This is a genomic window from Bradyrhizobium sp. WBOS08, from assembly GCF_024585125.1.
GTDB classification, from domain to species: domain Bacteria; phylum Pseudomonadota; class Alphaproteobacteria; order Rhizobiales; family Xanthobacteraceae; genus Bradyrhizobium; species Bradyrhizobium japonicum_B.
In genome coordinates, this window is the sequence record NZ_CP028988.1 from 775,918 (window position 1) to 800,656 (window position 24,739).

Annotated in this window: 23 protein-coding genes; 8 read left to right on the plus strand and 15 right to left on the minus strand. The window is 66.2% G+C overall.

The window, feature by feature from the left end; translation table 11 throughout:
• Positions 1 to 147: 147 nt before the first annotated feature.
• From DCM80_RS03590 to DCM80_RS03615, 6 genes are all read right to left on the minus strand, one after another.
• Positions 148 to 945, minus strand: coding sequence for an adenylate/guanylate cyclase domain-containing protein (locus DCM80_RS03590; protein ID WP_257195790.1), 798 nt, complete (start codon positions 943 to 945; stop codon positions 148 to 150).
• A gap of 135 nt (positions 946 to 1,080) precedes the next feature.
• Entirely contained in the window at positions 1,081 to 2,271 is a 1,191-nt protein-coding gene (locus tag DCM80_RS03595) for an adenylate/guanylate cyclase domain-containing protein (protein ID WP_257195791.1), read from the minus strand.
• Between the two features lie 114 nt (positions 2,272 to 2,385).
• Positions 2,386 to 2,970 carry a HutD family protein gene (locus DCM80_RS03600; RefSeq protein WP_257195792.1) on the minus strand — a complete coding sequence of 195 codons (585 nt, stop codon included), beginning with the start codon at positions 2,968 to 2,970 and terminating at the stop codon, positions 2,386 to 2,388.
• On the minus strand, positions 2,967 to 3,899 hold the full coding sequence (locus DCM80_RS03605; protein WP_257195793.1) for an alpha/beta fold hydrolase: 933 nt from the start codon (positions 3,897 to 3,899) through the stop codon (positions 2,967 to 2,969). The genes DCM80_RS03600 and DCM80_RS03605 overlap by 4 nt, the downstream gene beginning before the upstream one ends.
• Complete coding sequence (locus DCM80_RS03610) at positions 3,896 to 4,465, minus strand: DUF2087 domain-containing protein (RefSeq protein ID WP_257195794.1); 570 nt, start codon at positions 4,463 to 4,465, stop codon at positions 3,896 to 3,898. Before DCM80_RS03610 ends, DCM80_RS03605 begins: the two co-directional genes overlap by 4 nt.
• A 244-nt stretch (positions 4,466 to 4,709) precedes the next feature.
• Positions 4,710 to 6,806, minus strand: a complete 2,097-nt coding sequence (locus DCM80_RS03615; protein WP_257195795.1) for an adenylate/guanylate cyclase domain-containing protein — start codon at positions 6,804 to 6,806, stop codon at positions 4,710 to 4,712.
• A 311-nt stretch (positions 6,807 to 7,117) separates the two neighbouring features.
• Here DCM80_RS03615 and DCM80_RS03620 point away from each other — a divergent pair, with 311 nt between their 5' ends.
• The 4 genes from DCM80_RS03620 to DCM80_RS03635 are packed head-to-tail and all read left to right on the plus strand — an operon-like array spanning position 7,118 to position 9,692.
• On the plus strand, positions 7,118 to 7,423 hold the full coding sequence (locus tag DCM80_RS03620; protein WP_257195796.1) for a DUF2282 domain-containing protein: 306 nt from the start codon (positions 7,118 to 7,120) through the stop codon (positions 7,421 to 7,423).
• Between the two features lie 43 nt (positions 7,424 to 7,466).
• Positions 7,467 to 8,384: a DUF692 domain-containing protein gene (locus tag DCM80_RS03625; protein WP_257195797.1), complete on the plus strand. Its 918-nt coding sequence runs from the start codon at positions 7,467 to 7,469 to the stop codon at positions 8,382 to 8,384.
• Complete coding sequence (locus DCM80_RS03630; RefSeq protein ID WP_257195798.1) at positions 8,374 to 9,156, plus strand: DNA-binding domain-containing protein; 783 nt, start codon at positions 8,374 to 8,376, stop codon at positions 9,154 to 9,156. Before DCM80_RS03625 ends, DCM80_RS03630 begins: the two co-directional genes overlap by 11 nt.
• A complete protein-coding gene (locus DCM80_RS03635; RefSeq protein WP_257195799.1) occupies positions 9,153 to 9,692 on the plus strand; it encodes a DoxX family protein in 540 nt (179 codons plus the stop codon). Before DCM80_RS03630 ends, DCM80_RS03635 begins: the two co-directional genes overlap by 4 nt.
• 45 nt (positions 9,693 to 9,737) lie before the next feature.
• On the opposite strand, the gene DCM80_RS03640 is transcribed toward DCM80_RS03635, so the two are convergent.
• Genes DCM80_RS03640 through DCM80_RS03650 form a run of 3 tightly spaced genes read right to left on the minus strand, consistent with a single transcriptional unit; the run spans position 9,738 to position 11,822 of the window.
• Positions 9,738 to 10,583, minus strand: a complete 846-nt coding sequence (locus tag DCM80_RS03640) for an SDR family NAD(P)-dependent oxidoreductase (protein WP_257195800.1) — start codon at positions 10,581 to 10,583, stop codon at positions 9,738 to 9,740.
• Positions 10,584 to 10,594: 11 nt separating this feature from the next.
• Entirely contained in the window at positions 10,595 to 11,146 is a 552-nt protein-coding gene (locus DCM80_RS03645; RefSeq protein WP_257195801.1) for a carboxymuconolactone decarboxylase family protein, read from the minus strand.
• Positions 11,124 to 11,822 carry a TetR/AcrR family transcriptional regulator gene (locus DCM80_RS03650; RefSeq protein ID WP_257195802.1) on the minus strand — a complete coding sequence of 233 codons (699 nt, stop codon included), beginning with the start codon at positions 11,820 to 11,822 and terminating at the stop codon, positions 11,124 to 11,126. The genes DCM80_RS03645 and DCM80_RS03650 overlap by 23 nt, the downstream gene beginning before the upstream one ends.
• 155 nt (positions 11,823 to 11,977) lie before the next feature.
• Here DCM80_RS03650 and DCM80_RS03655 point away from each other — a divergent pair, with 155 nt between their 5' ends.
• The 3 genes from DCM80_RS03655 (at position 11,978) to DCM80_RS03665 (ending at position 14,489) form a co-directional block, all read left to right on the plus strand.
• Entirely contained in the window at positions 11,978 to 12,982 is a 1,005-nt protein-coding gene (locus DCM80_RS03655) for a tripartite tricarboxylate transporter substrate binding protein (protein WP_257195803.1), read from the plus strand.
• A 25-nt stretch (positions 12,983 to 13,007) separates the two neighbouring features.
• Positions 13,008 to 13,547: a VOC family protein gene (locus DCM80_RS03660; protein WP_257195804.1), complete on the plus strand. Its 540-nt coding sequence runs from the start codon at positions 13,008 to 13,010 to the stop codon at positions 13,545 to 13,547.
• Positions 13,548 to 13,676: 129 nt separating this feature from the next.
• A complete protein-coding gene (locus DCM80_RS03665; protein WP_257195805.1) occupies positions 13,677 to 14,489 on the plus strand; it encodes a class I SAM-dependent methyltransferase in 813 nt (270 codons plus the stop codon).
• A 28-nt stretch (positions 14,490 to 14,517) separates the two neighbouring features.
• Here DCM80_RS03665 and DCM80_RS03670 read toward each other — a convergent pair whose 3' ends face one another.
• Positions 14,518 to 16,065, minus strand: coding sequence for a L,D-transpeptidase (locus DCM80_RS03670; protein WP_257195806.1), 1,548 nt, complete (start codon positions 16,063 to 16,065; stop codon positions 14,518 to 14,520).
• A 238-nt stretch (positions 16,066 to 16,303) separates the two neighbouring features.
• Positions 16,304 to 17,740 carry a lipopolysaccharide biosynthesis protein gene (locus DCM80_RS03675; RefSeq protein ID WP_257195807.1) on the minus strand — a complete coding sequence of 479 codons (1,437 nt, stop codon included), beginning with the start codon at positions 17,738 to 17,740 and terminating at the stop codon, positions 16,304 to 16,306.
• A gap of 305 nt (positions 17,741 to 18,045) precedes the next feature.
• Here DCM80_RS03675 and DCM80_RS03680 point away from each other — a divergent pair, with 305 nt between their 5' ends.
• Positions 18,046 to 19,113 carry an endo-1,4-beta-xylanase gene (locus tag DCM80_RS03680; protein ID WP_257195808.1) on the plus strand — a complete coding sequence of 356 codons (1,068 nt, stop codon included), beginning with the start codon at positions 18,046 to 18,048 and terminating at the stop codon, positions 19,111 to 19,113.
• A gap of 167 nt (positions 19,114 to 19,280) precedes the next feature.
• Here the strand turns inward: DCM80_RS03680 and DCM80_RS03685 are convergent, their stop codons facing one another.
• The 4 genes from DCM80_RS03685 to DCM80_RS03700 all read right to left on the minus strand — a co-directional run bounded on the left by DCM80_RS03685 (position 19,281) and on the right by DCM80_RS03700 (position 24,701).
• Positions 19,281 to 20,231 (minus strand): DUF6492 family protein, encoded by a 951-nt coding sequence (locus DCM80_RS03685; protein WP_257195809.1) that lies wholly within the window; start codon positions 20,229 to 20,231, stop codon positions 19,281 to 19,283.
• A 196-nt stretch (positions 20,232 to 20,427) separates the two neighbouring features.
• A complete protein-coding gene (locus DCM80_RS03690; RefSeq protein ID WP_257195810.1) occupies positions 20,428 to 21,453 on the minus strand; it encodes a histone deacetylase family protein in 1,026 nt (341 codons plus the stop codon).
• 289 nt (positions 21,454 to 21,742) lie between these two features.
• A complete protein-coding gene (locus DCM80_RS03695; RefSeq protein WP_257195811.1) occupies positions 21,743 to 22,684 on the minus strand; it encodes an SMP-30/gluconolactonase/LRE family protein in 942 nt (313 codons plus the stop codon).
• On the minus strand, positions 22,641 to 24,701 hold the full coding sequence (locus DCM80_RS03700; RefSeq protein WP_257195812.1) for a sorbosone dehydrogenase family protein: 2,061 nt from the start codon (positions 24,699 to 24,701) through the stop codon (positions 22,641 to 22,643). Before DCM80_RS03700 ends, DCM80_RS03695 begins: the two co-directional genes overlap by 44 nt.
• Positions 24,702 to 24,739 lie beyond the last annotated feature (38 nt).

Sequence of the window (24,739 nt, forward strand, 5' to 3'; positions counted from 1 at the left end):
GAAGGACCCGTAAAGGCGCTTGGTGTCTTTGACCTTAACGCGGCTGCCGCAATCATTAGCAAAAGGAACCGCCGCGGTTCCCAACTGGGAACGTCGCGACGCTTGCCCTCTTGAAAGGTCGTGGTGCAGATGAGGTGACCGCGGCCCTCACCCCGCGACCCGCCACAGCCTCCATCGTTCCGGCACGCCCTTGAGCCGGTGCATGCCGTGATCCTTCAGGCTGATCGCAGGCTGCGTCTTCATCAGCTCTCTGACCGCGCTCGACACCAGCACCTCGCCGGGGCGCGCCTTCGCCGCGACGCGGGTGCAGATGTGAAAGGCGAGGCCGACCATCTCGCCGGCGCTGATGGTGTATTCGCCGGCGTGCAAGCCGATCCGGATCTCGAGGCCCAGCGTGCGCATGGCTTTCTGAATCGCAGCCGCGCAGGCGATGCCGCCGTCTGGTTTCCTGAACGTGGCCAAGACGCCGTCGCCCGTCGTCACGACTTCCTTGCCGCCACACGTCTTCAGCTCCTTGCGGACCGCGGCGTAATAATGGCCCATGATCTTGGTCCAGCGCGCATCGCCGAGCTTGGCGGCTTTTGCGGTCGAGCCGACGATGTCGACGATCAGGATCGTGGCCCGCGCTTGCTTGAGCTCGGCACTGCGCTCGGCCGACCGGCGCCGGGGTGCAATCGGCGCGGTCAGCGGTTCATAGCGATGATTGCGGCGCCGGGCGATCGCGGCCTTTGCGTAATCCTGGGCGCGCTGCGCCGTGCCGCAGCGAACGGTCTTCTCCTGAGGCACCCGCGCCCAATAGACCCTTCGCCCATCGCCCGCACCATGAACCTCCACGGCGCCCCACTTCAGAAACACCGCCGAACCAACCCGCCGGACGCACCACGCCTTCGACGTGTACCCCGATACGTTCGACTGATGGACTCCGATGCGCAGAAATTTGGGCATGTGTGCAGCTGATCGCGGGGACCAGGGACTGGTCGCGGTGAAGCGTAGTTGCACATTTCCGCGTTTGCAACAGACGAGCCTCGGCCCGGAAGCCCGACTTCGGCCCGCGGCGTCCATCGCCCGGAAATGCCCGCCTCAGCCGTGATATGCAAACAGCTCGATCGGATCGCTGAAACCCCGCACCTCGTGCTTGCCGACATGCTCCAGCTCGAATTTCGGCTGCACTAGCTCCGCAAAATCGCGCGACAGCAGCACCTTCCGTCCCAACTGCTTGGTGAGGGCTTCGAGGCGCGAGGCCATGTTGACGGCGGGGCCGATCACGGTGAAGTCGAGCCGGCTGGCCGATCCGATATTGCCGTACATGACGTCGCCGACATGGACGCCGATGCCGTAGTTCAGCGGCGCACGGCCAGTCGCGTTGTTCCGCTCGTTCAGGGCGATCATGGCCTGACGGGCCTCAGTGACGGCATGGAGCAGGTTTGCGCAGGCGTTGGGATCCTGAAGCGGAAAGATGGCGAGCAGGCCGTCGCCGATGAATTTCAGGATCTCGCCGCCGTGCCGCGCGATCGGCTCCGACATCGCGTCGAAATAATCGTTGAGCAGGTCGATGACGTCGTCGCGCGGCCAATTGTCGGAAATCTTGGTGAAATCCCTGAGGTCGCAGATCATGATCGCGGCGCGCACTGTCGTGCCGGTGCCGCGCCTTATGGCGCCGGCCAGGATGAGCTCGCCGGCATGGGAGCCGACATAGGTCTCCAGCAGGGTTCGCGCCAGGCGGTTCTTGATGCGGATCTCGCTGACCAGCGCCAGCACCGGCAGGAGCTTCTTGAGGGCGGCGATATGCGCCGGATCGAAACCGCCTCGCCGGCCGGTCGCGAAGGTGACGATGTGCCGCTTGCCCAGCGTGTGGTACAGCGGCCAGGCGACGTAGTCGGTCAGGCCGTTGGCCCGCATCTCGTCATAGAGGGCGTGCTTGCGGCCGAGCGAGGGATCGCGCTCGAGATTCTCGCGCAGCTCGTCCGCTCCCTCATGAATCTCGTTGGCAGGACTTCCGATATACTCGGACCGCTCGCGAACGTCGTAATCGACCCGCGCGATCTCGGCCCCTTTCATCCCGTCGGACCAAGTCATGCGGGCGCCGAGCCATTGCGGATGATTGATCTGGACGTGAAGAGTCGCCCGCTTGAGCGGAATGCCGGCCTGTTGCAGCCGGATGCACATCTGCGCGAAGATGTCGTCGATGAAGCGCTCGTCGCGCGTGCCGTTGGTCAGCCAGTCGACGACACCGTCCGATAGCGTCGGGACATTGTTGGTCGGTGCGTCCATATCCTGCCCCTTATAGCCGTGGCCTGCATCAGGGCAGATATCGTGCCCAGCTTCGCCGCGTCAACCTGGCCAGTTGCATGGATTATACGCAACGGGCTGCGGGACCGATGCCGCCTATCCCAGAAGCCGGACCGAGCCCAGCACCACCAGGCCGTGCATGAGTGCGAGCGTCGATGCCTCGGTCAAATCAATCCTAAGCGTGCCGTTGCCGGGGATGGTGAAATCCGCGCCATCGAGGCGGACGCGGCAATCGCCGCGCGCGGCGTAGACCAGATGCGTACCGGCGGCAAGCTGCCGCGTGCCGGGCTCCATGAGCGCCACGAGCTCGATCTCCGCCGCGCCGCGCCGGGCCATCAGGTTCACGACCTCGACCGGACCTTCTTCGAGCGCGGTCACGATCTCCATCTCGCCGGTGAAGCGCACCGTCGTAAAAGGTTCACGCTCGTCGAACTCCTGCGTCGGCGACTTCAGCACCAGCCCGCGTCCAGTGACGACCATCTGCAGCCGGTCGATCCCGGGCATGTGCGAGAACGGACCGGGCGCCACGATCGGCGTGCTGGCAAAGCGCCACAGCAGGCTGCTCCAATCCTTCGCCGCCGCCTCAGCGCGCCAGGCGCCCGCAATGTCGGTGAAGATGCCGCCGCCGTTCTTCCACGGCGAGCGGGTGTAGTCTTCGGGTGTCAGCAATGTCGTCTTCATGGGAGAACCTCGAGGCGATGAGGGGACGGAGCGCGTGAGCGCGCCTCGAGCAGCGGCTCGGCCGCCTCGCGCACGACGTCCAGATACGTGAAGAGCGAGACGTGGCCTCCGTCGGGAAGCGCCAGCAGCTTCGCCTGCGGGATTGCGTGGCAGACGTTCTCGGCATGCGCGAACGGCACGACATTGTCGGCGCGGCCGTGCACGACCAGAGTGGGCGCCGAGATCGATCCCGCCGGCAATTGTCCCAGCACCGCGAACTGCGCGATGTCGTTGACGGTCCCCGGCAGCCGGGCGGACAGATGCTCGAACACACCCGACTGCAAGGCGCGCAGGAGCGGACCGGCCTCGGGATGGCGAAGCGTGCGTTCGCGCATGGCGTCATCAGGAATGGCGCGGCGGTCACCGACCTGCGGATTCCGTTCGGCCCGCCACTTCAGCAAGCGCGGCAGGCCGGGAACGCGCGCAAGGTGCCGCATCAGGCGCAGGCGCGCTGCTATCTCCGGCGGCGTTTGCAATTGGCCGGTGCAGGCCGATACCAGCACGAGCGAGCGGCAGCGCGAAGGATGACGGGCTGCGAATTGCAGCGCCGAGGGACCGCCGGCGGAGACCGCGACGACCGCCGCGCTCGCAATCCCGAGCGCGTCGAGCAGCCCTCCATAGAGATCAGCCTGTTCGTCGGGTGACGCGCCGAGCGCGAGGCGCGAGCCGAGATAGCCCGGGCGGGACACGGCCACCACCCGCTTGTCTCTGAGCGTCGTGGCGAGGGCGCGCGCCAGCAGCCACGACTGGTCGTGGCCACCCATGCCGCCATGGATGGCCAGGATGGCCGGCCCCTCGCCTGCGCTGGCGCATTGGACTGCCCCGCGGGAAGTCTGCACCCAAACCGGAGCAGGCCCGGCGAGCGGCAATACGTCCGGACTCGCGATCATGGCGCGGCTTCCGATTGTCCGGATGCGCTGGTCTTGAGGTGACGCAAAAGCGCAGCCGCCTCCATCGGCGGCCGACGCTCGATCCTGCGATAGGCTCGCCCATCGGCCGTGCGGGAAACCAGGCCGTGATCGCACAGCGCGCGGCGGAGCAAGGCATCGTCGGCGAAAGCGTGCTGTCGATTGAGCAGCGTCTTCACGTCCGCCTCGGCCAGACTGCACCGCGACGGGAAGCCGGCCCACAACACCCAGAGGCTCAGCTGCTGCAAATTGTGGCGGGCCGGCCAACGCAGCAGCCTGCCGTGATCGTCGAAATGGCGCGCCGCGCGTTGCACGCGCTTCAGATCGACCGTATCGACTGGGGGCGCGGGACTGCCGCGATCGTCCAGGGACTTGCCGACCGCACCCGCCCGAAAGTGCTGGTAGTTCTTATGTCCCGTCGCGCGCGCAAGAATGTTGAGCAGCTCGACGTGCCCGGGTGGCGACGTCCGCTGCAGAAGCTGGGCACGCACGGATTTCGCGAGCGCGGAGATGTCGCCCGCAACAAAGGCAATGGGAGTTCTGGCCATGACCAATCCTCAAAGTGCCGATCCGGATAGGATTGTCGGAGGTCACCGGCTTACGACGCGGCACGAGGTTTGGTGTCGGTTCGATGGAGCCTTGCAGGTTTAGCTTCCCTCGCGGGACGGTGACGCCTGGGTGAACTGCAGACCCACGCAATCCTTACTATAGACGCCCGGCGGGCTCAAGAGCCTGATGTGACATGCGCGGATGTCGTGATTGACGCGCCAAGCGCCATGAACTGCGACCTCGCTATTTCGTCGCCAAGGCTGCCACGGCCCGCCAATCGGCGACGGGCGCGGCCGATGCGAGCTGCCGACAGCGGTCCCGCATCAGCTCGGCGGGACGATCGTTGCGGCGCCGTTTCAGCACGACCTCGAAATCGGCCAGCGCAGCGGCGAACCGCCGCGCGCGATAGGCGGCAAGGCCGCGCTCGTAATCTGCGATCCAGCCGATCGCCTCGGCGTCGATGGCCTCTCCGTCCACCGTCCCGATCAGCTCGTGGACCAGCAATCCCTCCTCCCGGCCATAGACCGCGATGCTGTCTAGCTCGCGCGTGATGACGGCGCCGCGCGCCAGGCGTTCGGTCGTCTCGCCGATCAGGATCTGCGTGCCGTAGGCCTTGTTGGCGCCTTCGAGCCGGCTGGCGACGTTCACGGCATCGCCGATCACGGTGTAGTTCAGCCGCAGCTCCGAGCCGATATTGCCGACCAGCATGCGGCCCGAGTTGATGCCGATCCGGATCTGGAGCGGCTGGCCGAGATCGTCGACCAGACCGGACTCTGCCACCGCCTTGCGGCAGGCGAGCGCCGCGCGGCAGCATCGCGCGGCGTGATCGTCCTGCGGCTGCGGCGCGCCCCAGAACGCCATCACGGCGTCGCCGATGAACTTGTCGATGGTACCGCCATTGGCGACGATGATCTCCGAGGTGACGTCGAGATAGCGGGACAGCAGCGGCACCACGCGATCGCCGAGCCGCTCCGACAGCCCGGTGAAGCCGGCAATGTCGATGAACATCACGCTGAGCTCCTGGACAGTGCCGCCGGGCCTCGCCTCGACGCCCTGGCGCAGCAGGCCGCGGACGAGATCGGCCGGAATGAACTTGCGGAAGGCGGACAGGCCGGACGCCATCTCCGCGATGGCGCCGGACAGGCTCGCGATCTCCTTGAGCCGCGAGGGATGGCGGCGCACCTGCTCCAGCGCGAAGGCCTCGACATGGCGAAGCTCACCGACGACGCGCGACAGCGGCGCGGCGATGACGGACCGCGCCAGCATCGCGGAGGCCAGCGCCGCGAGCACGGCACCGACGGCAAGGCCGAGGATCAGGCGGCGCAACGTCGTCTCGACCGGCCCGAGAAACTCGGCCTCCGGAATCACGGTGGCGAGCGACCAGCCGGGAAACGGCAGCGGCGTCAGAGCAACCTCGTAGGCCGCGCCGCCCGAAATGAGCCGGCTCCGCCACGCCTCCTTGCGGCCGGCCTCCCCTGCCTTGTCGAGCGCTGCGCGCGCCAGCGGCAGCAACGTGGTGTCACCGCGCGCCGGATGGAGCTCGTCGGCGTCCTTGTCCGGTGCCGCGACCAGCTCGCCGCTGCCATCGACGATGAACGCAGTTCCCGTGCGCCCGACCTCGAGCTGCGACAGGAAGCGCGCGAGCCTCGTATATTCGATGATGACGGCCAGAACGCCCTGCCGCTCCTGATAGACGTCGATCGGGCCCGCAAACGCGATCGACGGCCGTTCGCCGGTCGCGTGCTCAGTCACCCTGAACCATTGCGGTTCGTCCGCGTCGAGCCCGGCCTTGAACCAGGCCTGATCGGCGACGCGGAACGAGGTCGGCTCGAAGCGGCGGTTGGCGAATTCGATGTCGCCGGGCACCACGTCATATTCATCGACCCGGCGCTCGCCCGGATGGTCGGTCAGCGAGATCTCCATCATCTCCAGGCGACGATCGCCGAGCTTGTGCGCGGCGAAGAAGGAGCCGTCGGGCCAGCCGAACGCGACCCAGGAGATCGTCGCCTGCGACTGCAATTGCGACAGGAACACGAACTCGCGCTTGTCGGCCTCGCGGGTGTCGAGCACGTTTTGCAGGAACAGGGTGCGGATGGCGGTGTGGGCGGCGCGCGCCTCGTCGACGATGGCCGAGACCTCCTTGCGCACCGCCGCGACGATCTGCTCGTTGATGGTCGAGGCGAGTTGCCGGCTGGCCGCCTCCGCCGTGCGCCACCAGAGCAGGCTGGAGAGCGCGGCCGTCAGCAGGATCGCAGCCAGCACCAGCGCGGAGACCGCGAGGCGGATGCTGATCGTCAGCCCTGCGATCGCACGAAGCCGTCGTTCGGGATCAACCCTCATCGCCCTCTTGCCTGTCGGTTCACGCCGAGCCGCTGACCTTGTTCTACGCCGTCGGCGCTCGTCCGTTACGTCTGGCAGGAACGGGCTCCGGCCGCCAATGCGCGGCGGCTACCGTGTCGATAGAGCCAAGGCATTGGCTTTGAGCCGAGGCTTGCCCGCTAATGCCGGCCAAGCGCACCGGCAGTGCGCCCGATCCAATCGGTCTCACGGCTTTGTGAGCAGCCAGCAGGTAACGCCGGCTGCGCGCCCAGCGAAGGAGACCACGCGCACATCGCCTGCAAGGCGATGCCATCTCGAACAGGAGAATCTCGATGTCTGCCAAGCATGCCGTCACCTCGCTCGTCCTCGCCGGCGCCGTATCCACCGCGCTCGCGACCCTCGCCGCCGCCGGCCCGCTGACCAAGGCCGAGGGCGAGGCTGCCATGGCCGCCAAGAAGGAGAAGTGCTTCGGCGTCGCGCTGAAGGGCCAGAACGATTGCGCGGCGGGACCGGGCACGACCTGCCAGGGCACCTCGACCGTCGACTTCCAGGGCAACGCCTGGAAATTCGTACAGGGCGGCACCTGCACCAGCATCGAAGTGCCGGGCGGCAAGAAGGGCTCGCTCAAGCCGGTCTAGCGGCCTTCACGACGTCGCCAGCAAGCACGAACGGAGCAGCAAGATGAGCACGGCGATCAAGGCGACCCGACCGGCAGCCATGCCGCTTCGCTTCGCGATTCCCATCGGCGGCGTTGCCGGGACGAGCTTCAAGCCGGAGCATCTTGCGGCAATTCTCGAGGCAGGACCTCGGCGTGGCTTCTTCGAAGTCCACGCCGAGAACTACATGGGCGATGGCGGCCCACCGCATCGCGCGCTGGAGGCGATCCGCCGCGACCATCCGCTGTCCCTGCATGGCGTCTGCATGTCGATCGGCGGGCCGCGGCCGCTCGACAAGGCGCATCTGGCGCGCTTCCGCAGCCTCGTCGCGCGCTATCAGCCGGCGCTGGTGTCCGAGCATCTGGCCTGGTCGACGCATGAGGCCAGCTTCTTCAACGATCTGTTGCCGCTGCCCTATACCGAAGCGACGCTGGCTTGCGTCTGCGACCACATCGACCAGATGCAGGAGGCGATTCGCCGTCCGCTGCTGCTGGAAAACCCGTCGACCTACGTCGCCTTCCGCGAATCCTCGATGCGCGAGACCGAGTTCATTCGCGCAATTGCGGAGCGCACCGGCTGCGGGCTGCTGCTCGACGTCAACAACGTGTTTGTCTCCGCCGCCAATCACGGCACTTCGGCGCTCGACTATCTCGCGGATTTTCCGCTATCACGTGTCCAGGAAATTCATCTTGCCGGCCATGCCGAGCAGGCCGACGACGAAGGCGACCTGCTGTTGATCGACAGCCACGACGGCCCGGTCGCGGATGCCGTCTGGAAGCTCTACGAGATCGCGATCCAGCGCCGCGGCGCGGTGCCGACGCTGATCGAATGGGACAGCAGGATTCCGGACTGGCCGGTGCTGCAGGCGGAAGCCGCTGCCGCCCAGGCGATTCTCGACCGTCATCAGTCCGCCGCGATGGCAGGAGAGCGTCATGCGGCCTGAAGCCGGCTTGTCCTTTGCTGCTGCATTCGCGCCGGCGCTGCTGGATCCCGCACGCAGCACGCCTGAAATCGTGACCGGCCCGAACGGCAAGGCCGCCGGCGGGCGCTACGACGTCTACCGCAACAACGTCACCGTCAGCCTGATCGAGGCGCTGGCCGCGGTCTATCCGGCGGTGCAGCGCATCACCGGGGCCGACTTCTTCCGCGCCATGTCACGCTTCCATGTCCGCAGCCATCCGCCGGCCTCGCCGCTGCTGTTCGAATACGGCCGCGAATTTCCCGGGTTCATCGAAGCCTATGAGCATGCGCAGGATATGCCCTGGCTCGCCGATGTCGCCCGCATCGAGCGGGCCTGGCTCGATGCCTATCATGCCGGCGACGCCGCGCCGCTGTCCCCGGCCCGGCTGTCCGCGATCGACCCGGAACGTCTGGCCGACGCCGTCTTCATCCCGCATCCGGCGATGCGGATCGTTCGTTCGCCATACGCCGCGGTGACGATTTTCGCCGCCAATCGTGGCAGCGCTCCCCCCGCGCGCATCGATGCGTCCAGACCGGAGGACGCGCTGATCACACGGCCCGAATTCGAGGTCGCGGTGCGGCACCTTCCACCCGCCGGCGCCGTCTTTGCCGCCTGCCTCGCATCCGGCCAACCGCTCGGCGAAGCTGCCGCGACGGCCTTGGAGGCATCGCCCGACTTCGATCTTGCCTCGAACATCGCCGGCCTGATCGAGGCCGGCGCCTTCACCTCGCTTGCTGCTGGAGACGCACGATGATCACGGACCAACGCATGGCGACCGGCGGCGGCCTGCCGTCGCCCTGGCTGCTCGTCGACAAGGCCAACCAGCTGGTGCAGGCGATCGCCGTCCCCTCGCTGGTCCTGCTCGTGCTGCGCCTCGCGCTGGCGGTGCCGTTCTGGCGCTCGGGGATGCTCAAATGGGACGGCTTCCTCAGGCTAAATGACACCGCCGTGACGCTGTTCAGCGATGAGTTCATGCTGCACCTGCCGGGCGGGCCTTACCACTTTCCGGCGCCGACCCTGATGGCATTCCTGTCGGGCTGCGGCGAGATCATGTTTCCGATTCTGCTCGTGCTCGGGTTCGGCACGCGGTTCGCAGGGCTTGGGCTGCTGTTCATGACAATCATCGTCGAACTCACGGTGCCCGACGGCTGGCCGATCCACCTCACCTGGGCCGCCATGGCGCTCGCCCTCATGGCCTACGGACCCGGAAACATCTCGCTCGATCACCTCATCTGCCGCATTCGTAGCCCGGATGGAGCGCAGCGCAATCCGGGGCAACTCGCGCGGTGAGGCACCTGTCCCGGATTACGCTTGCGCTCCATCCGGGCTACTGAGTCACATCCCACTCAGGCCGCTATCCACTGCGAGCGTCTGCGCGGTGACATAGACGCTTTCGTCGGACAGGAAAAACAGCACGGCATAGGCGATCTCCCACGCCGTGGCCTGGCGGCCGAATGGGATGTGGCCCTTGCCGCGATTGGTGCGGCCAGCGCCGGCTTGGCGGCCGTTCGGGGTATCGACGAGACCGGGATAGACCAGGTTGGCGCGAATGCCGCGGCGCGCGCCGAGATGGGCGATGTTGCGCATCAGGCCGCCGAGCGCGGCTTTCGATGAATCATAGACCGCCATTTGCGATCCGGCCTTCAGCGCGGCGATCGAGGAGATGAAGACGATGGCGCCGCCATCGTCGAATTTCGGCAAGCCGGCGCGGCAGCACAGCATGGGGCCGCGAACATTGACGTCGTAGATCCTGTTCCACTCTTCCGGGCTGACGTTATCGAGGCCGGTCTTGCCGAAGGTGCCGATGTTCAGCACCATGCCGTCGAGGCCGCCCATGGCGCGATGCGCCTCTTCGATCATGCGGATGACATCGGTCTCACGCGTGACGTCGGCGGCAATGGCGAAGGCCTCGCCGCCTTCGTCGGTGATGCGCTCGACGGTCCTCTGCGCGGAGGCGTGATTGAGGTCGGCGACCGCGACCTTCGCACCCTCGCGGGCGCAGAGGATGCTCATGGCGCGGCCGTTGCCGATCGGATCTGTGGCCGCATCGAACACGCGCTGGCCGCCGCCGACGATGAGGATATGGCGGCCTTTCAGTCGTCCCCTGCCCGGCGCTTCGCCCAGCGATTCCGCGCTCGGCGGACGGACAAAGCGCTCCGGCTTGCTCTCGGTCTCCGCCATCCTCAGCCGCCCTATTTCTTGCCGCCGTCATAGACCGCCATGCCGGCGGCGGGATCGAGATCCGTTTCGGTCGCTTCAGTCAGGCGCGCCATCATCATGTAGAAGCCGAGCGCGACGATGGACTCCACGATCTCTTGGTCGCTGAAGTGTTGTCGCGCGGCGGCAAAGATCGCCTCGGGCACACGGACGTTCTCGACGACTTCACGTCCGAACTTAAGCAAGGCGCGTTCCGCCTCATTCAGCGCGGCAGCATCGTAGTCGCCGCGCTCCACCGCATCGACCTGGGCCTGCGTGCATCCGACGCCGAGCGCGATCGGCACGTGCTGGCGCCATTCGTAGGCACCGCCCTCGAGCTGGGCGGCCTGGAGGATCAGAAGCTCGCGGTTGACGGACGAGAGCTTCTGCTTGTGCAGGATCGAATTACCGAGCCGCATCGCCGGAATCATGTTGGCCTCGGCATGGGCCATCATGCGGAAGATGTTGAGCTTGACCGGCATGCGATCGAACGAGGCGCGGATGTCGCCGCTCGTCGTCTCAGGATCAATCAGAGGCAGCCTTGCCACGGTTCTCTCCCTTGGGCTTTCGCTTCTTGTTGTCGGCACCGTTCCCTGCCGCGATCAGCGACAGGAAGAAATCCAGATAGCGGTCGATCGCCTCGAGCACCTTCGCCCGCGGCGAAGGGGCTGCGCCCATCACGTAATGCTCGAGACGGATGTAGATCAGGCCTGCCGCGAACAGCCGCGCGGTCTCACGCGGATCCGGCGTCGACACCAGGCCGGCCAGCGCGAAGCCGCGAAAATAGGCCGTCATCAGGCTCTCTTCGCGCGCATAGAAGTGATCGGCGAATTTGGCGCGGATGCCGGGGACGCGGTTGCGCTCGGCGGTGATGACCTTCTGGAACTGGTGCTCGCGCGGGTCCGACCATTGCTCGACCAGGTCGAGCGCGAACCGGCGGCAGAACGCGGCAGGCTGGCGCGCGAGCTGCTTGTAGCGCGGCTCCTCCAGCCGGCTCGCGGAGCTTGCGGGACCGTGCTCGGCCACGATCGCCTCGAGGATGGCGGCCTTGCCGGGGAAATGGTTGTAGAGGCTGCTCTCGCGGATGCCGACGCGGCGCGCGAGCTCGCGCATCGAAGCGCCGCCATAGCCGCTCTGCGCGAACAGGTTGAGCGCTTCGGTGAGGATGCGCTCGCGCGTCGTAGGCGCGGCCGCTTCTGCCGCGCTGGAGGTGTGGACAGCCATGATACTTGACTAACGAACGCTCGTTCGCTAGTCAACCGTACGAACGATCGTTCGTTTTTCATTCAGCGATCACCGGCACGACGCAGCAAGCGCCGTGCACGATCGAGACATTCAACTCCGCTCGATAAGCGGAGAGCAATTGGGGGAAGAAAGCCATGGCAAGCCACGCTCGCCTATTGCCCGCACAATCAACCGCAGCGCTTCGCATCGTCGCATCATTGCTGCTGATCCTGCCTGCGGCGTTGCCCGCATACGCCGAGGATCCGGCCGTCTACCCCACCCACAAGATCAAGATGCTGCTGCCCTATGCGGCCGGCGGCGGCGGCGACGTGGTCGGCCGGCTGCTTGCGGACAGGATGGGCAAGGCGCTCGGACAGAGCATCTATATCGAGAACCACACGGGCGCGGCCGGCACGCTCGGCACGCAGATGGTCGCGAAATCTGCAAACGACGGCTACACCATCACCGTCGGCGGCATGACCACGCATGTGCTGGCGCCGGCGATCTATCCGAAACTGCCGTACGATCCGATCAAGGATTTCACCACCATCGGCCGCGTCGGCACCTCCTCGATCATGCTGGTCGCGACCAGGAATTTTGCCGCCAATGACATCAAGGGCCTGGTCGCGCTGGCCAAGAAGGGCGAGCCGGTCCAGTACGGCAGCTGGGGCGTTGGCTCGACCGGGCAGTTCTGTGCCGAAATCCTGATGCAGCAGACCGGCATCAAGATGGATCACGTGCCGTTCAACGGCATCGCGAAGCTGGCCGGCGACCTGCTCGGCGGCCACATCTCGCTGGCGACGCTCGACGTCGCGACCGCGACGCCGCTGGTGAAGGACGGCTCGATCAAGGCGCTGGCCGCCTGCGGCGAGCGTTCGCCGAGCCTGCCTGACGTCGCCAGCTACAAGGAACAGGGCGTGCCGTTCGACCGTAATCTGTCCTGGGCGATGTATGCGCCCGCAGGCCTTGCTCCGCCGATCGCAGGGAAATTATCGGCGGCGCTGAAGGAGGCGCTCGGCGATGATGTTGTGAAGGGGAAGCTGCTTGCGCTCGGCATCACGCCGCAATTCGTGCCCGGCGAGGAGCAGCGCGACATCAACGCCCGCGACATCGCAGCCTGGAAGCAGGTCGCCAAGGACGCCGGCATCGAGGTCAAGTGATCATGTTGAGACTGGGAGCGCGGACATGAGCCGCATCTTCGGCGCGGTGCGCCAGAACGGATATGTGGTGCGTGACATCCATGCCGCGATGAAGCACTGGATCGAGGTGATGGGCGTCGGTCCCTGGTACTACATGGGCCGCGTCAAGACCGACTGGTTCCGCCATCGCGGCCAGGACTCTGCCGTCGAGATGAGCATTGCGCTCGCCAATTCGGGCGAGCTCCAGATCGAGCTGATCCAGCAGCGCAACGACGCGCCCTCGATGTACAGGGAATTCCTGGACGCCGGCCACGAAGGGCTCCAACACATGTCGTACTGGAGCCACGATTACCAGGCGCTCTACGACAGGGCGCTCGGGCTTGGCTACAGGATCGGCCATGAGGGCCAGATCGGTGGCGACAAGGGACGCTTTGCCTATTTCGACACCCAGGCCCATCCGGGCACGGTGATCGAGATTTCGGACATCAGCGGCACCAAGGGCCCGTTCTTCGAGAAGGTCCGGCAGGCCGCGCTGAACTGGGACGGCACGCGGCCGATCCGCGAGGTCGGCGGCGCAAAATCGTAAGGCGCGATGACCTACTTCGCCGATGTTCGCTGAGAGCGCAACGCTGTGTTGAGCCGGTCTATTTCACATCCTTGCCGGCGCATCCATGGTAAGGTTGGACCTGACGTCCGAACCTTCAGCGAGGCAGGCATGTCCGACACTGACAAGGTTTTTGCCGGCTCCATCCCAAAGCTCTACGATGAGCATCTCGTCCCGATGATCTTCGCCGGTTACGCCGACGACATCGCAAGACGCGTCGCTGCGCTCTCGCCCTCCGCGCTGCTCGAGATCGCGGCCGGCACCGGCGCCGTGACGCGCGCCGTGGCGGCGGCGTTGCCGGGCCGCACCCGCTACGTTGCGACCGACCTCAACGAGCCGATGCTCGCGGTCGCGGCGCAGCGCCAGGCCGGCGATGATCGCATCTCCTGGCGCCAGGCGGATGCGTTGGCGCTTCCGTTCGGCGACGCCGAGTTCGACGTGGTCTGCTGCCAGTTCGGCGCCATGTTCTTTCCGGACCGCGTCAAAGGCTATTCGGAAGCCAAGCGCGTCCTGAAGCCAGGCGGCACGTTTCTCTTCAATGTCTGGGACCGCATCGAGGAGAACGTGTTCGCCGACGACGCAACGACCGCCCTGGGCAAGCTGTTTCCCGACGATCCGCCCCGCTTCATGATGCGGACACCGCACGGCTATTTCGACCAGGCGATCATACGGGCCGATCTCGCACGCGCCGGTTTCGACAACGTCTCGATCGAAACGCTGGCAGCCACCAGCCGCGCCCCGTCGCCCGACCTCGTGGCGTTCGCCTATTGCCAGGGGACGCCGCTGCGCGGCGAAATCGAGGCGAGAAGCGGCGGCGATCTTCAGGCCGCGACGGACGCTGTCGCCGCTGCGATTCGCGCGCGCCATGGCTCCGGACCGGTCGAAGCCAAGATCCAGGCCCTGGTGATCACGGCGCGGCCATAAGCCTGCGCCGCAGGCAAGCCCGGCTTTCCTACCAAAAGCCGCGCTGCATCGGCTGCGCCGGCTGATAGTACTGATACTGGCTGCGGCGGCGCGGATTGCCTTGCTGGACGTAGGGATCGCGCTGCTGGAAGAAGAAGCCGAAGCCGTTGTCCCAGCCGTCGTCGCTCGCGATCATGGCAGGCGCAGTCGGCTTGCGGGTGATAAAGCCGCCCTGCGGCTCGTTGCTCAGCACCGCGACGAATTCGGTGCGGTAATTGGTCTCGCTGCTCAGCGGCTCGTCCGAGATGACGATCGAGGAGCGCGGCAAGGCGGTCGGCCCGATGCGATCCCACACGTCCTGCGGGATGGTGATGCGGTCGAGCGCGTTGCGGGCCTCGTCGCCGTTCTCGATCGTGACCACGCTCCAGCGCAGGCCCGCATCGGTCTTCGCCATCGCCGTGAAGATGTGCGTGCCGATCGGCTGCTCGGGGTTGCGGATCGTGACGGGCACCTCGATGCTGGTGTCGAAGACCTCGCCGCCGCCGTCGGGCGCCGGCTTGTGCGTGTTTCGCCGCACGTAGAGCTTCTGCGTGGCGCGGCTGATATAGACCGAGACCGGCTCGCTTGCGAGCTTCGCGTCGGTCGCGGCCTTGACGGCTTCAGCCTTTCTGGCCGCAGCGGCCTTGGCGGCCTCCTTCGTCGCGGCCACGGCATCGCGCTTCGGCTGCGCGGCGGCCTTGGCGGCATCGAGCTGCGTCGCCGCGTCGGCGGCCTTGGCTGCCGCCTTCTGCGTCAGCTCCTCGGCCTTGGCGCGGGCCTGATCGTTCCTGGCGTTCGCGAGCGTCTTGTCGGCGAAGGCGAGCTCGGCATCCGCGCGGGCTTTCTGCTGTTCCAGCTTGCGCAGCGCGGCGGGGAGTGAGGCTGCCTCCTTCGCGGCGACAGAAGCAGCCTTCTTGGACTCGTCCGCAGCCCTTGTCGCCTCCTCCGCCTCGACGGCGAGCTTGTCGGCCTGGCGGGGCGCTGCCGCGATGGCTTCCGGTTTCGGCACGAACAGCGAGGGATGAGAGATCTCGGTCGGGACCGTGTCGTGCGGTGAGACGATCACGCGCATGCCGATATAGGTCTTGTCGAACACATTCTCGGCAAAGCCGAACGGCATCCGCACGCAGCCGTGCGAGGCGGCATAGCCGGGCAGCGGTCCGCCATGCAGCGCGATCCCGTTCCAGGTGATGCGCTGCATATGCGGCATCCAGGCATCGTCATACAGGCTCGAGCGATGCTCCCGGTTCTTCTCCAGGATGGCGAAGACGCCGGCCGGCGTCTCGCGTCCCGTCGTGCCGGTCGACACCGGCGCGCGCACGATCCAGCCGTCGGCATCGTAGAAAGTGACCTGCTGGCTCTTGATCGAGACGATCGCCATGATCGGGTCGCCGGCCTGCCGCGGCGCCACCGCCTCGGCCGCCTGACGCGCCTGCTTGGCCGCATTCGCCGGCGCGACCGTCGCAAGGACGGCCACCGCCGCCATCGTCACAATTCCGGGAAGGCCCCAACACCGCATGGCCCAGGTGGATCGCGCCGTGGTCAGTCGGTTGTTCATGCCATCCTCGGTCGAAAATGCCGGCCTGTGCCGATCATGTATCAGAATGCGATCACTGAATTAAGAAATCGCAGCCGGCTTACGTTCCGTCTGTGGCGATATTCGGCACGGCCCGGCAACAAATCCCTCATATACGATGGCCCGAGCCGGCGGAAGGTCGGTTGCAGCCGGGCTGGTCCGAAGCTGGCACCAGTCAGTGCGGCAGAATGTCCGCTCTGCCCGCGAGCGAGGTCGCCCGTCAGACGCCGAGAGCCCTGCGGTTGAAGCTCCGCAGGAACCGCAGCGACAGCGTCCGGACATTGGCGACGTTGAGGAGCCAGGCCGCGAGGGCATAAGCGAGGCCGCCTGCCAGACTGACGATGATGAGCGCGATGAGGCCGGTGCCGCCGGCCTGAGAACGCGCAACGAGGATGGCGGCGGCCATCGCCGCGGCCGAAACCGCGACCCCGGCGAGCCGGTTGAAATCGAATGGCACGGGATGAGCGCGATGCATCAGGGCGATTGCGACGAGCAAACCGATCGCCTCGGTCGCGAGCGTCGCCAGCGCCGCGCCGTAGATGCCGTAGCCGGCGACCAGCACGACCATCAGCACCACGCTGACGACCAGGGTGAGGAAGGACTGCGCCGCCAACATGAAGGGCCGCTCGGCGAGCTGGAAGCTGATCTGCACGTAAAACTGATTGGCGATCCCGAACAAGCGGGCGAGCACCAGGGTCGGCAGCAGGGCCGACACGCCGGCACGGAAGTCGACGCCTACGAGCGTGCCGGCAACCTGGTCCGCGGCAAGCGCGAGCCAGACCGCAACCGGCGTGACCACGACGAGCAGGAGCTCGAGGCTCTCGGTCAAGCGCTCCCGCGTCGCCTGCTTGTTATTCTCGGACAAGGACCGGAACACCAGCGGCACGGTGGCAGCGGCAACGCTGGATGCGATCATGACCATGAACTGGCGCGGCAGGTCGGCCGCGACGCCGAAGATGCCGGCGGCATCCTTGCCGAGCAGATAGGCGACGATAAGCCGGTCGCAGGCCGAATAGACCGCGACCGACAATCCGGCCAGCGTCAGCGGCAGGCCGTAGCGCGCCAGTTGCATGAACTGGCTGCGCTGGAAGCGTGCGATCCTGGTGCGGTCGCCGACAAGGTTCAGGATGATCCCGGTCAGCGAGCCCAGGCCGAACGCGGCCAGCAGCCCCAGTCCGCCCCAGCCGAGCCAGATGGCGAGCAGGCCGAACCCGACGCTCGACACGCTGCGCACGATCGAGATCGCGGCAAACCGGTAGGGACGCAATTTGGCGCGTTCGAACTCCTGACCGACATCGACGGCATTGGCCATGATCGCAACGAACATGCTGGCCAGCAGCAGCTCGACGCTGACGTCGCTACGAGCCAGGAAGACCAAGGGGGTCGTGGCGCAGAGCACGGCCGCGGTGAGGGCAAAGGCCACCATCGCCGTGCCGCGAAAATCCACCTCCGCCGACATCGCCTGATAGCGCGACACCGACAGCTTGATCCAGGCGAAGAAGATCGCGCCCAAAATGCCGGCGAGGCTGATGCCGACGACATAGACGCCGTACTCCGCCGGGCTGAGCAGCCGCGTATAGGCGGTGACGGCGAAGAAGCCCACCGCCGCGGGCAGGATGTAGGCGACGAGATAAATCGAGAAATGGCGGTTCAGCATGCGAGCACGGGACCGTGGGCGGTCTTGCGAGTGTGGCGGCCGTTCATCAATGGGACCTTGGCGAGGCGAACGAACTGCGCCGCAACATCGCTCAAGATTGTCACATAAGTGCGCAGATCGGGCGGCAAATGAAGCCTAGAAGCCGCTTTCGCGCGTTAGCGTTAAATTTGGCCTTCCCGGAACGCCGAGGCTCGGTCATGCGCGGCCATGGCCGGCAAACCGCAGGGGTTAACCCAACACGGCAAAATCCCGGCGTCGCAGCTCCCCGCTTGGTACGATGCTGCGTTGGCTCGAAAAGGACCGCCGTGACCAGGCTCGACAGACGCGAATTCCTCCTCGGCGGCGCCGCAGCCCTGGCGGCGGGAGCAACGGCATCCGCGGCCCCGGCGTCGAAGCTTGCGCAGCGCCGCCCCGGCTTTGGCGCGGCCGCCACGCTCTGGGACCTGCAGGCCGATCCCAGGCTCGGCGAAGCCATCAGCACCTATTGCACGCAAGTGGTGCCGGTGCTGGAGCTGAAATGGCCGATGCTGCGGCCGAACGCCCACACGTTCAATTTCGAGCGCGCCGACGCGATCCTGGATTTCGCGCGCGACAACGACCTGACGATGCGCGGTCACGCGCTCGCCTGGTATCACGACATTCCGGACTGGACCAAGCAGATCAAGGACACACGCGGCGTCGAACGCGCCTATGTCGATCACATCGGCACCGTCGTCTCCTACTACAAGGACAAGCTGACGTCGTGGGACGTCGTCAACGAGCCGATCCCGGACAACCCCCGCAGTCCGAAGGACCGGCGCGACACGTTCTGGACGCAGCATCTGGGCCAGAGCTGGATTCCGCTGGCCTTCCGCACCGCCGCCGCGGCCGATCCATCGGTCAAGCTCGCGATCAACGAATACGACATCGAGTCGGCGAAGGACTCGTTCATCGCCAAGCGCGCCGCCTATCGCAATCTCATCATGGACCTGCTCGACCGCGGCGTGCCGCTGCACGCCGTGGGCCTGCAAGCGCATCTGCATGCCGAGCTCGAGATCGACACCCATGGCCTCGCCGAATTCGTCACCGAGCTGCGCTCATGGGGACTGGATGTGCTCGTCACCGAGCTCGACGTCGACGACCAGAAGCTGGCGGGAAGTCCTGCGCAGCGCGACGCCATCGTTGCCAAGCGCGTCGACGATCTCCTCACCGCGATCTCGACCAGCGGCCCGGTGCGCTCGATCCTGACCTGGGGACTTTCGGATCGCTACAGCTGGATCAACGGCACCTTCGCCCGTGCCGACAAGCAGCCGAACCGCCCGCTGCCGCTCGACGGCGAGTTCAAGCCGAAGCCGTTCCTGGACGTGATCAGCAAGTTCACGAAAGATGCCTGAGGATCACCTCTCCCCGTTGGGGAGAGGTCGGATTGCAAAGCAATCCGGGTGAGGGGCCGCAGGATTTGGTGACACTGTAACCCCTCACCCGGATCGCATCTCCGATGCGATCCGACCTCTCCCTTCGGGAGAGGTAAGCCGAGTTCAACGGCTTGGCGGCCGTGATCTCAGCGCGTCTTCGGCGCGACGAAGGCGGCCGCCTCGTCGATGTGGTCGGGTGCAAGGCCCGGAGCCCGGCGATCGCGCGACGAGAGGCGGAACACCTCGCGGATGTCGTCGACCGAGGTCGAGGAATAGGACTGGATGCAGAGCGCGACCTGCTCGGGCGACGCGGCGCGCATCATCGCTTCGATGGCGGGACGGTCGAGCGGCGTGTCGTCCCAATGCGAGACCGCGATGCTGTCTTCCGTGACCCTGTGGGTGGCCAGATGCGCGGGCGAATTCGCGACGAAATGGCCGTACATCAGGTATTCCGAGAACTTCTTCTTCCGGCACAGCGCCAGGACCCAGTTCAGCCCGGTCGCCGATTTGATGGCGGCGGTCATCGCGCGCGCGGTGTCCTTGTCCCAGACCAGGGCATTGCCGACATAATCGTCGGCGGGAAACGAGCGGTCCTTGATGCCGAGGAGCTGATCGACGGTCCGCAGCCACAGCCCATGCAGCGGGTGGTCGGCGCCGATGTCCTTCGGCGTGACGAACAGCGGCGTCTTCTCAGCGCCGGCATATCGACCAACGTCGAATTCGCGGAAGAACAGATTGTCCGAATCCAGGATGCAGACGCGCTGCTCGGGCGCGTTGAGAACGCCGGCGATCTTCAGGATCTGCTGGATGTGCCAGCCGTGCACCGGCGACGACAGCAGCGACAGCCAGACCCGCCGCTTGCTGATGAACTGAAGCGCCGGCGGCAGGGCGAACAGCCATTTCGGCAGGTAGCGCGAGGCCGGAACGATGACCCGCTTGTCGGACGCGAAGCGCGCGAACAGCGGCAAATCCTCATCGTTAACGAGAACATAATGCCGCGTGTATCCCGTCAGCCAGGTGTCGATGCTCTCGCTTAGCAGCGAAAAGCGTTCGATATCCTTGGCGTAGCTGGCAGTCAGCAGGGCAACGGAATGCATGGAGCGCGCTCAAATGGCCATCAGGCCGCACTCATAGCCGCCTGACGAGACCAGAGAAACTCACGATTCGAATCAAGGTAAAGCGAAACAAAGCGCAGGTCTCGAGCTGAAGCGAGCTAAGCGCTCGTCCCTCGCGGCGGCGCGTGCCCGGGACAAGCCCCGGACATGACGACCGACCCGACGAGGTGAAGAGATCTCACCTCACCTCTTCGAACCCGGCCAGCACCGAAGTCAGGTTCGCACCCAGAATATCCGAGAGATAACCGCCCTCCTGGACGAACACGGTCGGCAGGCCCATCCTGGCGATGGCCTGGCCGATGCGGCGGAAGCCCGGCGTGGTGACGGCCAGTCCCCTCAGCGGATCGTGTTCGGAGGCATCGAGACCGAGCGCGATGACGAGCGCGCCGGGGGCGAAGGATTCGATCGCCTTGCCTGCGACCTCCATCGCCTGCATGTAGCCGTCGTCGCCGGTGCCGATCGCCAGGGGAATGTTGAGATTGGTGCCGAGGCCCGGACCTTCGCCCCGCTCGTGCGCATAGCCCCACACATAGGGATAGTACGCGATGGGGTCGGCGTGGATCGACACCGTGTAGACGTCCGGCCGCGCGTAGAAGATGCCTTGAGTGCCGTTGCCGTGATGGACGTCGACGTCGAGGATGACGACGCGTTCGTGCTTCTGCCGCAGATGGGCCGCGGCAATCGCGCTGTTGTTGAGGAAGCAGAAGCCGCCGGCCATGTCGCGATAGGCGTGGTGACCGGGCGGACGGCACAGCGCATAGACCGCGTCCTCGCCGTCCATCACCATCTGCGCGGCGGTGACCGCCACGTCGGTTGCGGCACAGGCCGCGGCCCAGGTGCCCGGACCGATCGGCGCCGCCGTGTCGGCGGTGTGCCAGCCGAGCTTGCCGACGATATGGGTCGGATAGGTCGCGGCATGCCGCACCGGGTGGATGTTGCCGATCATCTCCGGACCGGAATCGCCGAGCGCGATCCAGGCGTCCCAGGCTTCGCTCAGGAACGACAGATATTCCGGGCTGTGAATGCGCGCACGAGGCCCCTGCCCGAAAATGGTCGGCTCGACCAGCTGGTGCTTGCCGTCCTTCAACCCCTTGAGCAGGCGGTCGGCGCGCTCCGGCTGCTCGGTGGTGCGCTTGACGACGCCGCGAACCAGGAAGAATTGCGGATCGTGGCTGCGGTGCAGTTCGGTATGGACGGCTTTCACTCAAACACTCCGTGGTCGCTTTGAAGATGCCACAGATGTCTTGATCGCTGCGGCCGCAGGATGCAAGCAAGAAGAATGCCGCAAACCTGTCGCGTGAAGCTGATCGTTGCAACGAGCGAGGTGCACTCCCTCTCCCGCTTGCGGGAGAGGGTTGGGGAGAGGGTGTTTCCGCAATGGGACAATCCCCGAGAGGAGAGAGCCCTCAACCACGCTTACGGCGTGACCTCTCCCGCAAGCGGGAGAGGTGAGCCACCCCCGCGACGACCGTTTCAACCCAAAGCCATTGCTCTCAGCAGCGCCCGCGCTGCAGGCAGTGCTCGCGGCCCTCCTGGTCGGTGCGGAAGGACTCGATGAAACCGCCCTGACGCTGGGTGACGAAGACGGTCTTGCCGTCGCTGCCACCGAAGGCGATGTTGGTCGGCTCCTTGGCCTTGAGTGCGATCTCGCGCTCGACCGCGCCATTGGGCTTCAGCAGCGCGACCGTGCCCTTGAGGATGCGGGCGACATAGAGACGGCCGGCAATGTCGGTGCGCAAGCCGTCGACGGTGTCGGGCTGGAATGTCTTGATCAGCTTTGCCGCCGTCAGCTCGGTGCCGTTGATGGCATAGGACCAGATCTGGCCGTTGCTGGATTCGCCGACATAGAGCGTCTTGCCGTCGGGGCTGAGATCGATGCCGTTGGTGGTGCCCATCGCGCGCGGTGCCGTCATCGGCTGTCCCTGCACCGTACCGTCGGCGGCTCTCGCGATCCGCCAGATGTGACCCTCCCTGCCCTTCCAGTTCGGATCGCTCGCATAGATCGTGCCGTCGCGGGCGATCGTGATGTCGTTGGGCTGGTTCATCTCGTCGGAGTGAAACCAGACGGCGGGCGCAGTCGTCCCCTTCGGAATCGCGAAGATGTTGTGCTTCTTGTAATCGGCGATGAACATGGTGCCGCTGCGATCGAAGCGGATGGCGTTGCCGACGCTGCCCTCGGGCAGTGCCGTGAACGGCTCCGACGCCGCACCGCCCGCAGGCAGCCTGCCGATGGTGCCGGGCTTGCCGAGATTGACCACGAACAGATTGCCGTCGAGGTCCGCCGCGGGGCCCTCGATGCCGAAGGTGTATTCGCCGGCGGGCGTCAGCTGCGCGCTTTCGAACAGCTTCGTCTCCGCTTGCGCGGAAGCCGTCGCAACGGCGAGGAGGACGCTACTGCACAGGCACCAGAAATTCCTGCCGGATGTAATAGCCATCGCCGTCGGTGCACTCGCCGTTCAGGTAAGGATCGGCCGGCCTGAAGAATCGGCTGAAGCCGGGTTTGTCTACAGCGCTGCTTTGTGTCACGATAACGACCTTCCCAGCCGGTATTTCGCCGCATTCCTTGCCGGTCTTGCCCAAGAACTTGCGCTGCGGCGGGCCGGGCTTGATCCGCATCCGCGTGCCCGGAACCATTTTCGCAACGAGCAGGTCCATGGTGTCGAGCAGGCGCCCATAGCCGGGCTCGGTCTTCGGGAGGCTCTCGCCGCCCGGCGGCATCAGCTTCTCCGCGCCGATGCCGCGCAGGCGCGTGCGCAGCCTGCCGGAAGCGGGGTCGCCCGGATAGATCCAGCCGTCCTGCGCCAGCATGAAGCGGAGCACAGCGCCGTCCTTCTCCGCCTCCGATTGACCCGGCTTCAAGCCGAAATCCGAATGACAGCCGACACAGTGCCGCTCGACGAGGCCTTTGCGCAGCGTGCTCAGCCGGGCGCTGTTCTGTGCGTCCCGGGCGACGAAGGCCGCAAGCTGGTCGATCATCGCCTCGCTGCGCGTGTCGCACGGCAGCGGTGGCGGCGGATCGCCCGCGGCACGGTCGATGCGGATCACGCTGCGGTTCTTGTCCTCGACCAGCCAGATCGCGCCGTCCTCCGCCACCGTCATGCCGACCGGCGCGCCTTGCGGCCGCGCGCCGTTGACGCGGTGCCAGCCCGCGATCAGCTCGCCAAACGGCGCGGCGGCGACGTCGCCGGCCTCGGTCTGGAAGCTGCGCGTCGGCTCGGCCGCACAACTGACGTGATAGCGCACCGGTGCCGGGCTCGGCCTGGGGAAACCGTGATCGTCGACGTCGTAGACGAGAACGCGGCTGCCGGTCGGGCGATAGCCGTGCAGGCCGACCAGCAGCTTGCCTTCCAGCTCCGGGAATTTGACGCCGCGATAATACAGCATCGCGAGCGGCGCACCGTGCGGCGGCAGCAGCGTGAGCGGCGGCTTGTAGAGCGCGCCTGCCGTGCAAAACGATTTGTAGAGTCCGGATTGCAGCACGCTTCTGAATTCGGGACTCGGCGTCGACAGGTCGTAGCAATAGGGCCAGCCATAATGCCCGCCCTGCACAATCGCGTTGATCTCCTCGTTCGGCTTGAAGATATCGGGCAGGTCGCGGCTGTTCTCGCCCTGCAGGAAGGCGTAGCCGGCATCGGGGAAATTCGGATGCAGCGCCAGCGCCATCGAGTTGCGCAGGCCGCGCGCATAGACCGTGTGCGGCGGATCGGGATCGCCGGGATTCAGCGCCGGGAAGACGCCGCCCGCGGGCGGCGCGAACAGCCAGATCGAGGCCAGGGCCGCAGCGCCCTCGGCCGCCGCGCAAGGTCTTGTGATCGGAGCCGGTGTGATGCAGTCGTCGCTGTGCGAGCCGACATTGACGAACAGCCGCCCGTTCCTGTCGAAGACGAACTGCTTGAGCGGATGCGCGCTCTCCTCGAGCCTGGTGCCGCCGGGCAATTTGATCCGGCGGCCGGGCATGTGACGGATGATGGTTTCGACCGTGCCGCGCGGATTGTCGGCGAGCGGATCGAACCGGAAGATCGCATCAGCGGTCGAGGCGTAGAGCTTCTTGTCCGGACCGATCGCGAGGCCGAACGGATATTCGATTCCCGCGAGAAGCTCCTTGAGCCGCCCGCCCTGCGGCGCGCGCGGATCGAGCAGCAGCAGCCGTCCGTCGCTGTGGCCCCAACCGCCCATGTCGGCCACCACGAACAGATCGCGGCCCGGAACCTGGACGATCGACCGCGGAAACTTGAGGCGATCCTCCTCGCTGGCAACGAGGCCGGCGCAAAATCCGGCCATCATATCGATCTGGATGCTGGGGAAAGCGAGATCGCCGTTGCCGCAGCTATCCGCGCCGATCGCATAGCCGCTGCGGCGGAGCGGCTCCGATGACGCCACCGAAATGAGCCCGAGCACGACAGCAAGCGCCGACGCACATGCGCGCAGCCTCCCAGATGTGAAATAGCTCACGGCGGCCTCCCAGACTTCCCGCCGAAAACCTGTTCCAT